11 protein-coding genes are annotated in these 12283 nt (G+C 72.0%); 5 read left to right on the top strand and 6 right to left on the bottom strand.

Going from position 1 to position 12283, the window contains the following annotated elements; all coding sequences use genetic code 11:
• Positions 1-53 precede the first annotated feature (53 nt).
• Both ACWEJX_RS31370 and ACWEJX_RS31365 read left to right on the top strand, forming a co-directional pair.
• Positions 54-2186 carry a LamG domain-containing protein gene (locus ACWEJX_RS31370; protein WP_451610807.1) on the top strand — a complete coding sequence of 711 codons (2133 nt, stop codon included), beginning with the start codon at positions 54-56 and terminating at the stop codon, positions 2184-2186.
• Positions 2187-2309: 123 nt separating this feature from the next.
• On the top strand, positions 2310-2663 hold the full coding sequence (locus ACWEJX_RS31365; RefSeq protein WP_451610806.1) for a hypothetical protein: 354 nt from the start codon (positions 2310-2312) through the stop codon (positions 2661-2663).
• Between the two features lie 136 nt (positions 2664-2799).
• On the opposite strand, the gene ACWEJX_RS31360 is transcribed toward ACWEJX_RS31365, so the two are convergent.
• Positions 2800-3555 (bottom strand): SDR family oxidoreductase, encoded by a 756-nt coding sequence (locus ACWEJX_RS31360; protein WP_451610810.1) that lies wholly within the window; start codon positions 3553-3555, stop codon positions 2800-2802.
• A 152-nt stretch (positions 3556-3707) separates the two neighbouring features.
• Between ACWEJX_RS31360 and ACWEJX_RS31355 the strand changes: the two genes are divergently transcribed.
• Positions 3708-4481, top strand: coding sequence for an SDR family NAD(P)-dependent oxidoreductase (locus ACWEJX_RS31355; protein WP_451610805.1), 774 nt, complete (start codon positions 3708-3710; stop codon positions 4479-4481).
• A 77-nt stretch (positions 4482-4558) separates the two neighbouring features.
• On the opposite strand, the gene ACWEJX_RS31350 is transcribed toward ACWEJX_RS31355, so the two are convergent.
• Positions 4559-5611 carry a GlxA family transcriptional regulator gene (locus ACWEJX_RS31350; RefSeq protein WP_451610804.1) on the bottom strand — a complete coding sequence of 351 codons (1053 nt, stop codon included), beginning with the start codon at positions 5609-5611 and terminating at the stop codon, positions 4559-4561.
• Between the two features lie 189 nt (positions 5612-5800).
• Here ACWEJX_RS31350 and ACWEJX_RS31345 point away from each other — a divergent pair, with 189 nt between their 5' ends.
• Positions 5801-6724 carry an NADP-dependent oxidoreductase gene (locus ACWEJX_RS31345; protein WP_451610803.1) on the top strand — a complete coding sequence of 308 codons (924 nt, stop codon included), beginning with the start codon at positions 5801-5803 and terminating at the stop codon, positions 6722-6724.
• 134 nt (positions 6725-6858) lie between these two features.
• Here ACWEJX_RS31345 and katG read toward each other — a convergent pair whose 3' ends face one another.
• A complete protein-coding gene (katG, locus tag ACWEJX_RS31340) occupies positions 6859-9090 on the bottom strand; it encodes a catalase/peroxidase HPI (RefSeq protein WP_451610802.1) in 2232 nt (743 codons plus the stop codon).
• Between the two features lie 174 nt (positions 9091-9264).
• Here katG and ACWEJX_RS31335 point away from each other — a divergent pair, with 174 nt between their 5' ends.
• Positions 9265-9738 carry a Fur family transcriptional regulator gene (locus tag ACWEJX_RS31335; RefSeq protein WP_451610801.1) on the top strand — a complete coding sequence of 158 codons (474 nt, stop codon included), beginning with the start codon at positions 9265-9267 and terminating at the stop codon, positions 9736-9738.
• A 53-nt stretch (positions 9739-9791) separates the two neighbouring features.
• Here the strand turns inward: ACWEJX_RS31335 and msrB are convergent, their stop codons facing one another.
• The 3 genes from msrB to ACWEJX_RS31320 form a co-directional block, all read right to left on the bottom strand.
• A complete protein-coding gene (gene msrB, locus ACWEJX_RS31330) occupies positions 9792-10199 on the bottom strand; it encodes a peptide-methionine (R)-S-oxide reductase MsrB (RefSeq protein WP_451610800.1) in 408 nt (135 codons plus the stop codon).
• 43 nt (positions 10200-10242) lie between these two features.
• The gene (murC, locus tag ACWEJX_RS31325; protein ID WP_451610799.1) at positions 10243-11637 is read right to left on the bottom strand and encodes a UDP-N-acetylmuramate--L-alanine ligase; all 1395 of its coding nucleotides are present in this window, start codon (positions 11635-11637) and stop codon (positions 10243-10245) included.
• 124 nt (positions 11638-11761) lie between these two features.
• On the bottom strand, positions 11762-12232 hold the full coding sequence (locus ACWEJX_RS31320) for an indole-3-glycerol phosphate synthase (RefSeq protein ID WP_451610798.1): 471 nt from the start codon (positions 12230-12232) through the stop codon (positions 11762-11764).
• Positions 12233-12283: the final 51 nt, after the last annotated feature.

The following is a 12283-nucleotide window of genomic DNA, read 5'->3' as shown; positions in this document are numbered from 1 at the left end:
GGGGCAGGGGGGGAGGCGCGGAGCCCCACAGCTCCGCCGGTAAGTGACGACACATGAGAAGAATCGCGGCCCATGGGCTGCACCTCCTGACGGCCGTCCTCGCGGCCGTCGTCCTGCTCGGGGGACAGACGGCACCCGCCGCGGCGGTCACGACGACACCGGGGGACGCGGCGGGCACCGCCCACACCCGGGAGTCGGTCCGGGCGATGACCTGGAACATCTGCGGCGAGGCGGGCGGCCGGGTGGCCTCGGACGCCGGCTACTGCCCGTACCGCAACGTGCCCGGCAAGAAGATCGAGGGCATCGCCCAGCTGGTCAAGGACCGGAACCTCAACGTGGTCATGCTCCAGGAGGTGTGCTCGGTCAGCCACCTGGCCCCGCTGGAGGCGAAGCTGGAGGCCGACGACCCCGGCTCCGACTGGACGTTCGCGCTCGCCGGCGTGACGCGCCCCGGGGACACGTACCAGACTGAGCAGCCGGGAGTCGAGTTCGTCGACTCGCAGGGCTCGCGGTGCCGCGGCTCGCTCTCCGGCACGCTGGGCGTGGCCATCGGCGTCAAGGGCCGGATGACGTGGAAGACCGAGACGGACTTCACCACTCCGCTCGGTCTGTCGATGGACCGCGGCACCGTGCTGTGCGTGGAGGTGGCCGGCTGGGAGAACCACGTGTGCACGACGCACGTCTCCAACTTCGGCGCGGATGTCCCGGCCAAGCTGACGCAGGCGCAGGCCGACCAGTACTACGACGACCAGATCGCGACGGTCGCGGACGTGGTGGGGAAGTTCCCGTCCGTCGTCCTGGGCGGTGACTTCAACACCCGGCTCCAGGACCGACTCCAGCCGCTCTACAGCCTGATGGCGGAGTGCGACCAGCGGTCGTACTACCCCGGCGACGCCTCCGACGAGCCCACGAAGTTCACGCTCGACGGCGTGACGACCGACGCGAACGGCGGGATCCTGTCGTACGCCGGATACGTCACGTCGAAGATCGACTACCTCTTCGCCACCGACGGCTTCACCGGCTGCGACTCCCGGACGGACTTCGCCGACCAGACGGACTACCGGCTCTCGGTCCAGCCGAACTGCACGAAGGCGACGCCGGAGACCGTCCTCGACCCCTGCAGGCCGGGCGCGACCGGCTACTCCGACCACACCCCGCTGTACGGCTACACGCAGGGGGGCGCCACCCTGTCGTGGCGGCTCGACGGCAGCCCTGACGGACTCGGCGGCGGCACGCCGTCGGGCGGCGCCTCCTGGGCGCCGGGCGAGCACGGCGGGGCGCTGGCGCTGGACGGTTCGACCGGTGCCGTGACCGCGTCCGGCCCCGCCGTGGACACCACCCGCGGCTTCACCGTCTCCGCGTGGGCGAAGGCGAATCCGGGCGCGGGCACGGGGGTCGTGCTGTCCCAGGACGGGACGACGATCAGCGGCATGATGCTCTGGTACAACGCGGGCGACAGCACCTGGCGCTTCGCCCTGCCGAAGGCCGACAGCGCCACGTGGAGCGTCGACCAGGCCATCGCCCCCGCCGCCGTGACCGGCACGTGGACGCAGCTCACGGGCGTGTACGACGCGGCCGCGGGCACGGTCTCCCTCTACGTCGACGGCGTGAAGAAGGCCACGGCCGTCCACGCCGACGTCGACCGCTGGGCCGCCACGGGCCCGTTCGTCGTGGGCCGCGACCGGGTGAGGGGCGCGGACAACGCGTTCTTCAACGGCTTCGTGCAGCGTGCGGCGGCGTTCGACCACCCGTTGCGCGACGACCAGATCGCCTCGTACGCCGGCCGGCTGACGGCTCCCACCGGCCGGAACACGGCGCTGCGGGACGTTCCCGGCGAGCCGTCCTCGCAGGGCTGTCACCAGAACGTGGACCCCTTCGGCGCCGACTACGGCACGGCGACCAGCCTCACCCCGACGCTGACCGCCACGGTCAGGCACCCGGACCCGTCGAAGGAGGTCTGGGCCGAGTTCTCGATCTGGGACAACACGGACAGCAGCCGGCCGCAGCCCATCATCATGGGCGAGGCGGGCTCGGCCAGCGCGAAGGTCCGCGGCCAGGGCACGGTCTCCGTCCCGGTCCCCCCGCTCGTCCCGGGCCACGCCTACGGCTGGCGCGTCCGCACCACGGACGGCACGACCACATCGCCGATCTCGACGAACTGTCACTTCACGGCGCCGGCGGCCTGAGCCCGCGGCGGGCAGCCGGAGCGTGAAACCCGGTGGCCGCCGGGCCGTGCCCACGGGTACGGTCGGCGGCCACCGTCTTCACACGCACACGCACACGCACACGCACACCGAGAGAGCGAAGCCATGACCAGCCGCCGCGCGACCACCACCCTCTGGCGCCCCACGGGCCCCGAGGAGCTGGAGCTCGTGCGCGCGTCGGGTTGGCGGGCGTGGCCGCCGCGGCTGCCCGAGCAGCCGATCTTCTACCCCGTCCTGAACGAGGACTACGCGATCCGCATCGCGCGGGACTGGAACGTCCCGCACAGCGGCGTCGGTTACGTGACGCGGTTCGAGGTCGACAGCGACTTCCTGGCCCGCTACCCGGTCCGGCAGGCCGGGGGCGAGACGATTCTGGAGCTGTGGGTGCCGGCGGAGGAGTTGGACGAGTTCAACGCGCACATCGTGGGCGCGATCGAGGTCGTACGCGAGTTCAGGTGAGCCCGGCCTCCCGACCGGCGCCACCGCCACCGTCGGCCGGCTGCGCCCCGAGCGGGCGGCCCGCCGGTCATCACGACGACGCCCGGCGTGGGCCACCGCCTCGCCGGGGCACGGCAGCCGCCCTGAGCCGCCCTGCCTAGCGGGCCGTCTTCGACCCCGGTCGCGTCGCCAGGAAGTCCTCGAAGGTGACGCGGCCCTCGGCCCGGTCGGGGGCGAGGTGGCCGCCGGCGCGGAAGGCGCGGTAGGCCCGGCCCGCGAGGGGAGCGGACAGCAGCGGGCGGCGCTTCCCGCTCGCGCGCAGATAGGCGCCGGCCAGGTCGGGGAACGTGCGCACCTCGGGGCCGCCCAGGTCCGGGACGCGGCCCGCGGGCTCGCCTTCCGCCAGTCGGGCCAGCCGGTCGGCGACCTCGCCCACCTCGATGGGCTGGTCTGCGACGCCCGCCGGGAGCAGCATCACGGGCAGTTTGGCCGAGATCTCCAGGAACCGGAGGACGAGGTCGTGGAACTGGGTCGTCCGGAGGATCGTGTACCCGAGCCCGGACTGCTCGATGAGCTTCTCGACGGCGAGCTTGGCCTTGTAGTAGGGGAACGGCACGCGGTCGACGCCGACGATCGAGATGTAGAGCAGGTGCCGGACCCCGGCCCGCTCCGCGGCGTCGACGAGGTGCCGCGCGGCCTTCTCGTCGCCGCCGGTCTGCGTGCTCGCGCAGTGCACGACGGTGTCCACGCCCGCGAGCGCGGTGTCCAGACCGGGCCCGCCCTCGCGCAGGTCGACGGCGTACGGCTGGGAGCGGCGGCTCAGTACGCGCACCTCGTGGCCCTCGGCGCGCAGCCGCGCGGTGACGAGCCGCCCGAGGGTACCGGTCCCTCCGGTCACCAGGATCGTGGTCATGGTCATGCCTTTCGTTCGTGTCGGCCTTCCGACATGTCGTCCGACATGTAGAGGACGGACCACCGTTCGGGAACGTGACATCACCGCGAACACCTCGAACGGCGGCATCACGCGGTGTGCCAGGATGCGAACATCACTGCGAGGAGGTCCGAATGACGTACCTGGACGATCTGTTCTCCCTCTCCGGTCGCACCGCCCTTGTCACCGGCGGTAGTTCCGGCATCGGCAAGGCCATGGCGCGGGCCCTTGCGGGCGCCGGCGCGCAGGTCGTGATCGTCGCGCGGCGCGAGGCGGAGCTGAAGGCGACCGTCGACGAGCTGACCGCCGCCGGCTGCCGGGCGGACTGGGTGAGCGGGGACCTCGCCACGCGCGAGGGCGTGCGGACGGCCGCCGAGGATGCCGTACGGGCGCTGGGCGCCGAGCCGGACATCGTCGTCAACTCGGCCGGGATCAACCTGCGTCCGCCGCTGTCCGACCTCGGCGACGACGTCTGGGACCAGACCATGGCGGTGAACCTGGAGGCGCCGTTCCTGCTCGGGCAGCGCTTCGGTCCCGGCATGGCCGAGCGCGGCTTCGGGCGGTTCATCCACATCACGTCCCAGCAGGCGCACCGGGCCTTCGTGAACTCGGGCGCGTACGGGGTGTCGAAGGGCGGCCTGGAGGCGCTGGCGCGTTCGCAGGCCGAGGCGTGGTCCCCGTACGGCGTGACCGCCAACACCCTGGTCCCGGGCTTCGTGATGACGCCGCTGAACCAGCGGCTCTCCTCCGACCCGGAGAAGGTCGCGGCGCTGGCGGCCCGCACGATGATCGGCCGCAACGGGCTGGCCGAGGACTTCGAGGGCGCGGCCGTGTTCCTGGCGAGCCGGGCCTCCGCCTACGTGACCGGGCAGGCGATCTTCGTGGACGGCGGCTTCTCCGTCCACTGACCCACAGCCGAACCCGTAACGCCTACCCGTGACGCGTATCCGTCAGCCGTACCTGTCCCCCGGGCCCCCTGGCCGGATCAGGCGCTCTGTGGCGCCTCGACGACGTCATGGGGGCTGAAGGTACGGCGATAGGCGGCGGGCGAGACCCCGAAGGCCGTTCTCATGTGCGCGCGCAGGGAGTTCGCGGAGCCGAAACCGGCCCGGTGCGCGACCAGGTCGATCGGCAGGTCGGTGGTCTCAAGCAGCTGCTTGGCCAGTTCCAGGCGTTGCGCGGTGAGCCACTGCACCGGCGTCATGCCGACCTCGTCGCGGAATCGCCGGGTGAAGGACCGCAGACTCATCCGGGCGTTCTCGGCGAGCTGGGCGAGGGAGAGCGGTTCGCCCAGGTGTTCCAGGGCCCAGGCACGGGTGGCCGTGGTGCTGGCCACCGTGGGGTCGGGGACCGGACGGTCGATGTACTGGGCCTGCCCGCCGTCCCGCCAGGGCGGTACGACGCACATGCGGGCGGCCCGGTTCGCGGCTGCCGCTCCGTGGTCACGGCGGATCATGTGCAGGCACAGATCGACGCCGGCGGCCACGCCCGCTGAGGTCAGTACGTCGCCGTCGTCGACGAAGAGGACGTCCTCGTCGACCTTGACCTCGGGGTAGGCGCGGCGGAACTCGGGGGCCAGGTTCCAGTGGGTGGTGGCCGGCCGGCCGTCGAGCAGCCCCGCCGCGGCGAGCACATAGGACCCGGTGCAGATGGAGACCAGCCGGGCGCCGGGCCGGACGCCGGCGATGGCCGCGGCGACCTCGGGGGGCAGGGGTCCACCACGGCCCAGCTCGGGCATGGCGTGCGTGGGCGGGACGATCACGGTGTCCGCGGCGGCCAGGGCCTCGGGGCCGGCCGCGGGCTGCACGGTGAAGCCGGCGTCGCTGAGCACGGGGCCGCCGTCCGCGGTGCAGACGGTGACGTCATAGAGCGGACGGCCCTCGGAGTCCTCCACGCTGCCGAAGACCCGGGACGGGATGCCGAGCTCGAAGGGCGGGACCCCGGGCAGCGCGAGCACGGCGATCCGGTGCCGCCGGGGTGTCCCCGGGACCCGATCCCGGCCGTCCTCGGCCGCCGGACGCCGTCGCTTCCCGCTCATGCCCAGATCCTCACCTAGATGCTCATGGCCAGACCCTCACGGCCAGGCCCCCCTTGGCCTTGGCCAGATCCTGACACATCCTGGCCGGACGGCCAACACCGTCGTGGGCGCGGATGCCGGACCGTGGACTGCGTCGCGCCGGAACTCCCGGCGACGAGCCGATCGAGACGAAGGACTTGGCGGAACAGCATGCGTGCGATGGTCGTGGAGCAGTGGGGCGGAGCCGAAAACCTCGTCGAGCGTGAGGTCGAGCGCCCGCAGCCGGGACTGAACGAGGTCCTGGTGCGGGTGCACGCGGCCGGGGTGAACCCGGTGGACTGGAAGACCCGCGCCGGCGGAGCACTCATCGAGTGGGGCGCGGTCCCGGCGGTGGGCTGGGACGTGTCCGGCACCGTCGAGGCCGTCGGGCCCGGGGTGGGCGTGTTCCGTCCCGGTGACGAGGTCTTCGGGATGCCGCTGTTCCCGCGCCAGGCGGGCGGATACGCCGAGTACGTCGTGGCGCCGGCCCGGCACCTCGCGCCGAAGCCGACGGGCCTGACGCACGTGGAGGCGGCGGCGCTGCCGCTCGCGGCGCTGACCGCCTGGCAGGCCCTGGTGGACACGGCGGCCGTGCGCCCCGGCGAGCGGGTGCTGGTGCACGCGGCGGCCGGAGGAGTCGGCCACTTCGCGGTGCAGATCGCCAAGGCCCGCGGCGCGTACGTCATCGGCACGGCCAGCGCCGCCAAGCACGAGCTGGTGCGGCGGCTGGGCGCGGACGAGGTGATCGACTACCGCTCGGTGCGGTTCGAGGACGTCGTGACCGACGTCGACGTCGTCCTGGACGGGCTCGGCGGCGAGACGGCCGAGCGTTCCCTGAAGGTGCTCCGGGACGGCGGCCGGCTGATCACCCTGCCCGGCCCGGACGACGTGCCCGTCGCGCAGGACGGGGTGCGGGCGGTGTGGGTGCTGGTCGAGCCGGATCACCTGGGGCTGCGTGAGATCGCCCGGCTGGTGGAGCGGGGCGCGCTGAGGCCCGTCGTGGAGACGGTCCTTCCGCTGGCCGAGGCCGCGCGCGCCCACGAGATCGGCGAGCGGGGCCGCACCACCGGCAAGATCGTCCTGACGGTCGTATGATCCGGGGCCGGCCCCGCGCGGGGCCGGCGAAGAAGCGGCTGCCCGCAGCGCCCAAGGCCCCGGGCGGCTGCCCGCAGCGCCGAAGGCCCCGGGCGGTTTCCCGCCCGGGGCCTTCTCATGCGCTGGTCAGGCGATCAGCGCAGGTCGAACCGGTCCAGGTCCATGACCTTGGTCCACGCGGCGACGAAGTCCTTCACGAACTTCTCCTTCGCGTCGTCCGAGGCGTAGACCTCGGCCACCGCGCGCAGCTCGGCGTTGGCGCCGAAGACCAGGTCGGCGCGGGTGCCGGTCCACTTGACGGTGCCGGCCGCGTCGCGGGCCTCGAACGTGGTCTGGTCGTCGGAGGTGGACGTCCAGTTCGTGTCGAGGTCCAGCAGGTTGACGAAGAAGTCGTTCGTCAGCTTGCCCGGCGTCTCGGTGAGGACACCGTGCTGCGTCTGCGGCTGGGTCACGCCGAGGGCGCGCAGGCCGCCGACGAGGACCGTCATCTCCGGGGCGGAGAGGTTCAGCAGGTTCGCCTTGTCGACGAGGAGGTACTCGGCGGGGAGGCGCTGGCCCTTGCCGACGTAGTTGCGGAAGCCGTCCGCCTTCGGCTCCAGGGCGGCGAAGGACTCGACGTCCGTCTGCTCGGCGGTGGCGTCGACCCGGCCGGCCGAGAACGGGACCTCGACGGCGAAGCCGGCGTCCTTGGCGGCCTTCTCGACGGCCGCGGTGCCCGCGAGGACGACCAGGTCGGCGATGGAGACCTTCTTGCCGCCGGTCTGGGCGGAGTTGAAGGACTCCTGCACGCCCTCCAGGACGCGGAGGACCTGGGCGAGCTCGTCCGGGTTGTTGACCTCCCAGTTGCGCTGCGGCTCCAGGCGGATACGGCCACCGTTGGCGCCACCACGCTTGTCGCTGCCGCGGAAGGAGCTGGCGGCGGCCCAGGCGGCACCCACGAGCTGGGTGACGGTCAGGCCGGAGCCGAGGATCTGCTCCTTGAGGGAGGCGAGGTCGGCGGCGTCGACCAGCTCGCCGTCGCGCGCCGGCAGCGGGTCCTGCCAGAGCAGCTCCTCGCTCGGGACCTCGGGGCCGAGGTAGCGCACGACGGGGCCCATGTCGCGGTGGGTGAGCTTGTACCAGGCGCGGGCGAAGGCGTCCTGGAACTGCTCCGGGTTCTCGTAGAAGCGGCGCGAGATCGGCCCGTAGATCGGGTCGAGCTTGAGCGACAGGTCGGTGGTGAGCATCGTCGGGCGGTGCTTCTTCGACGAGTCGAACGCGTCCGGGATGACCTCCGGGGCGTCCTTGGCGATCCACTGGTGGGCGCCGGCCGGGCTCTTGGTGAGCTCGTACTCGTACTCGAAGAGGTTCTTGAAGAACCCGTTGCCCCACTGGGTCGGGGTCTCGGTCCAGGTGACCTCGAGGCCGGACGTGATGGCGTCCTTGCCGACGCCCGTGCCGTAGCTGCTCTTCCAGCCGAGGCCGAGCTGCTCGATCGGCGCGGCCTCGGGGTCGGCGCCGACGTGGTCGGCCGGGCCGGCACCGTGGGTCTTGCCGAAGGTGTGGCCACCCGCGATGAGGGCGACGGTCTCCTCGTCGTTCATCGCCATCCGGCCGAAGGTCTCGCGGATGTCGCGGGCCGCGGCGATCGGGTCCGGGTTGCCGTTGGGGCCCTCGGGGTTGACGTAGATGAGGCCCATCTGGACCGCGGCGAGCGGGTTCTCCAGCTCGCGGTCGCCGCTGTAGCGCTCGTCGGCGAGCCACTCGGTCTCGGGGCCCCAGTAGACGTCCTCGTCCGGCTCCCACTCGTCGACGCGGCCGCCGCCGAAGCCGAAGGTCTTGAAGCCCATCGTCTCCAGGGCCACGTTGCCGGTGAGGATCATCAGGTCGGCCCAGGAGATGGCCTTGCCGTACTTCTTCTTGACCGGCCACAGCAGACGGCGGGCCTTGTCGAGGCTCGCGTTGTCCGGCCAGCTGTTCAGCGGCGCGAAGCGCTGCTGGCCGCCGCCGGCGCCGCCGCGGCCGTCGCTGATGCGGTAGGTGCCGGCGCTGTGCCAGGCCATGCGGATCATCAGCGGGCCGTAGTTGCCGAAGTCGGCCGGCCACCACTCCTGCGAGGTGGTGAGCACCTCGGCGATGTCCCGCTTCACGGCCGCGAGGTCCAGGGCCTCGAACGCGGCGGCGTAGTCGAACTCCTCACCGAGCGGGTTCGCCACGGCGGGGTTCTTGGCGAGGATCTTCAGATTGAGCCGGTCCGGCCACCACTGGCGGTTGCCACCGCCCTGCGTCGGGTGCGGGGCGCGGCCGTGCGCGACCGGGCAGCCGCCGGTGCTCTCCGCCGCCGCCTCGTCCTCGGTGACAAGTGGATCGTGCTTCTGCTCAGACATCGGTGTTTCCTTCCGAACCATTCGGATCACGGAGCTCGGGAACTGCTGAGGCGTCGGTGCGGACGCACCCTCTTGCTCTTGGCTACTACTGGAGTCGATCCTATTGTGGACACAGTCCAAGTCAATATGACAGCCGGACTCATACGGATTACTCACACAGCAAGGCTGGTGACCATGAGCAACCTGCTGGAACGGCTTCGCGGTCGTGGCTGGCGGATGACCGCCCAGCGGCGCGTGGTCGCCGAGGTCCTCGACGGCGAGCACATCCACCTCACCGCGGACGAGGTGCTCGCCCGCGCCACCGAGAGACTGCCGGAGATCTCGCGCGCGACGGTGTACAACACGCTGGGCGAACTCGTCGCGCTCGGCGAGGTGATCGAGGTCTCCGGCGTCGGCCGGGCCAAGCGCTACGACCCCAACGCGCACCGCGAGCACCAGCACCTGGTCTGCGGCGGCTGCGGGACCGTACGGGACGTGCATCCGGCGGGCGACCCGCTGGACGGGCTGCCGGAGGCGGAGCGGTTCGGCTTCACGGTGACGGAGGTCGAGGTCACCTACCGGGGGCTGTGCCCGGAGTGTGGGTACGCCGGGACGGTGGACGAGGCGGGTGACCGGGCAGTGGCCGAAAACAGCCGGGAAAACAGCTGAGCCGACCGGCGCGAGTGGCGCCGATCGGCTCAGGTGCTGGTGGAGCGTCATGCTCAGCTCTCGTCCGGCTCCAGGCGGAGCGAGATCGAGTTGATGCAGTACCGCTGGTCGGTCGGGGTCGGGTACCCCTCGCCCTCGAAGACATGGCCCAGGTGGGACCCGCAGCGGGCGCAGCGCACCTCGGTGCGGATCATGCCGTGGGAGGTGTCGGCGATCAGCTCGACGGCGTCGCTGTCCTTCGGGTCGTAGAAGGACGGCCAGCCGCAGTGCGACTCGAACTTCTCGTTCGACGTGAAGAGCTCCGCGCCGCAGGCCCGGCAGGAGTAGACGCCCTTGGTCTTCGTGTCCGTGTACTCACCGCGGAAGGCGGGCTCGGTGCCGGCGAGCCGGAGCACCTGGTACTCCGAAGGCGTCAGCTCGGCCTGCCACTCCTCGTCGGTCTTCTCGACCTCGTACGCCATCCTTCTCCACTCCTCGGTTCATGGCGGGTCAGCTCATGGCGGGTCAGTTCGTGGCGAGCCGGTCCAGGATCCTCGGACCCAGGTCCGTGACGTCGCCCGCACCCATGGTGAGAACGAGGTCGCCGGGCTTCGCCATTCCCGCGATCACGTCCGGGACGCCGGCCTTCTCGTGCACGGCCGTGACGTCGGCGCCCGCCGCGCGGGCCGCGGCGATGATCAGCTCGCTGGTGACGCCGGGGATCGGGTCCTCGCGGGCCGGGTAGATGTCCAGGACCACGGAGGCGTCGGCGAGCGCGAGCGCGTCGCCCATCTCGCGGCCCAGCTCCTGGGTGCGCGAGAAGAGGTGCGGCTGGAAGACGACCAGCAGGCGGGAGGCCCCGGCGGCGCCGCGCATGGCCTCCAGGTCGGCGGTCATCTCGGTGGGGTGGTGCGCGTACGAGTCGATGACCTGGACGCCCGCGGCCTCGCCCTTGAGCTGGAGGCGGCGGCCGACGCCGGTGTAGGCGGTGAGCGCCTGGGCCAGCCCGGCCGGGTCGATGCCCACGCGGGAGCCGGCGGCGAGGGCGGCGGCGGCGTTGTGCGCGTAGTGACGGCCCGGGACGGAGACGGTGAAGGTGTGCTCGGTGCCGTCGAGGGCGACGGTGACCTCGCTCTTCATCCCGTTCGGGACGATCTTCAGGATGCGGGCGTCGGAGTCCGCGGACTCGCCGACCGTGAGCACGCTCAGACCCTCGCGGCCGGCGACCCGGCGGGCCAGCTCGCGCGCGCCCGGGTGCTCGCCGACGACCAGCGTGCCGCCGGGGCGGATCTTGGCGGCGAACGCCTCGAAGGACTCGTAGATCTCGTCCATGTTCGCGTAGTTGGCGTGGTGGTCCAGCTCGACGTTGAGGACGATCGCCACGGTCGGGTCGTACTTCTGGAAGCTGCGGTCGCTCTCGTCGGCCTCGGCGACGAAGACCTCGCCCTCGCCGTGCCGGGCGTTGGTGCCCGGGCCGGCCAGGTCGCCGCCGATGGCGTACGAGGGGTCGAGGCCCAGCTCGGTGAGGGCGACGGCCAGCATGGAGGTGGTCGTGGTCTTGCCGTGCGTGCCGGCGACGGCGATCGCGCTCAGACCGTCCATGAGGGAGGCGAGCGCGTCGGAGCGGTGCACGACCGGGATGCCCAGCTCGGCGGCGCGGGCCAGCTCGGGGTTGTCGGCACGGATGGCGCTGGAGACGACGACGGCGGAGGCGTCGTCGGCGAGGTGCTCGGCGGCGTGGCCGATGTGCACGGTGGCACCCAGGGCGCGCAGCGCCTCGGCCGTCGCGGACTCCTTGGCATCGCTGCCGGCGACCTTGGCGCCGCGCTGGGCGAGGATCTTCGCGATGCCCGACATTCCGGCACCGCCGATGCCGATGAAGTGCGGCCGTTCCATGGCGGCAGGGATGGCGGGTGCCATGCGGTTCTCTCCCCAGTGCTTACGTATCGGGTTTCGAGGCTCCAGCCTAGTGCTTCGGGCCGGCCGGGTGCTTCGGGCCGGCCGGCCCGGGCGGGCGCCCGGGCCGGCCGTCGACTCGCGGTCCCTACTCGCTGTGCGCGAAGAGCTTGAGGACCGGGACCCCGACCTTGTGCCGGGCGCGGGAGGCCCAGTCCCGGTGGAAGAACTCCTCCACGTAGTGCGGGGCGGTCAGCACGATCACCTCGTCGGCGCTGGTCTGCTCGACCATGGACTTCATCAGGTCCAGGGGGTGGTCCTCGACCACCTGTCCGACCGCTTCGCAGCCGGCCGCTCTCAGCGCCTGCAGCGAGACCTCCAGGGCCTGCTCGGCCACCGGCCGGGCCTTCTTGCCCTCGGGCTCGTCGCCCTCGCGGGTCGCCTCCTTGAGTTCGCCCATGGCGACGTCGTCGATGGCGCGCAGCAGGACATCGGCCTGGTCACCGCGCGGCTGCATCAGAACGATGAACGACACGCCCTCGTCGCCGTGCAGGGTGGTGACGAAATCCACGTCGACGGACGTCAGGGGCTTCTCGATCATCAGAACGCTTGTGAACACCTCAGGAGCCCTTCTGCGGAAACCATCCTTCCCCGTGCCCGCACGGGGACT

Source organism: Streptomyces sp. NPDC004788, from assembly GCF_053601115.1.
The sequence above is the reverse complement of the archived record's forward strand: the minus strand, read 5'-3'. Positions and strand labels throughout refer to the sequence as shown.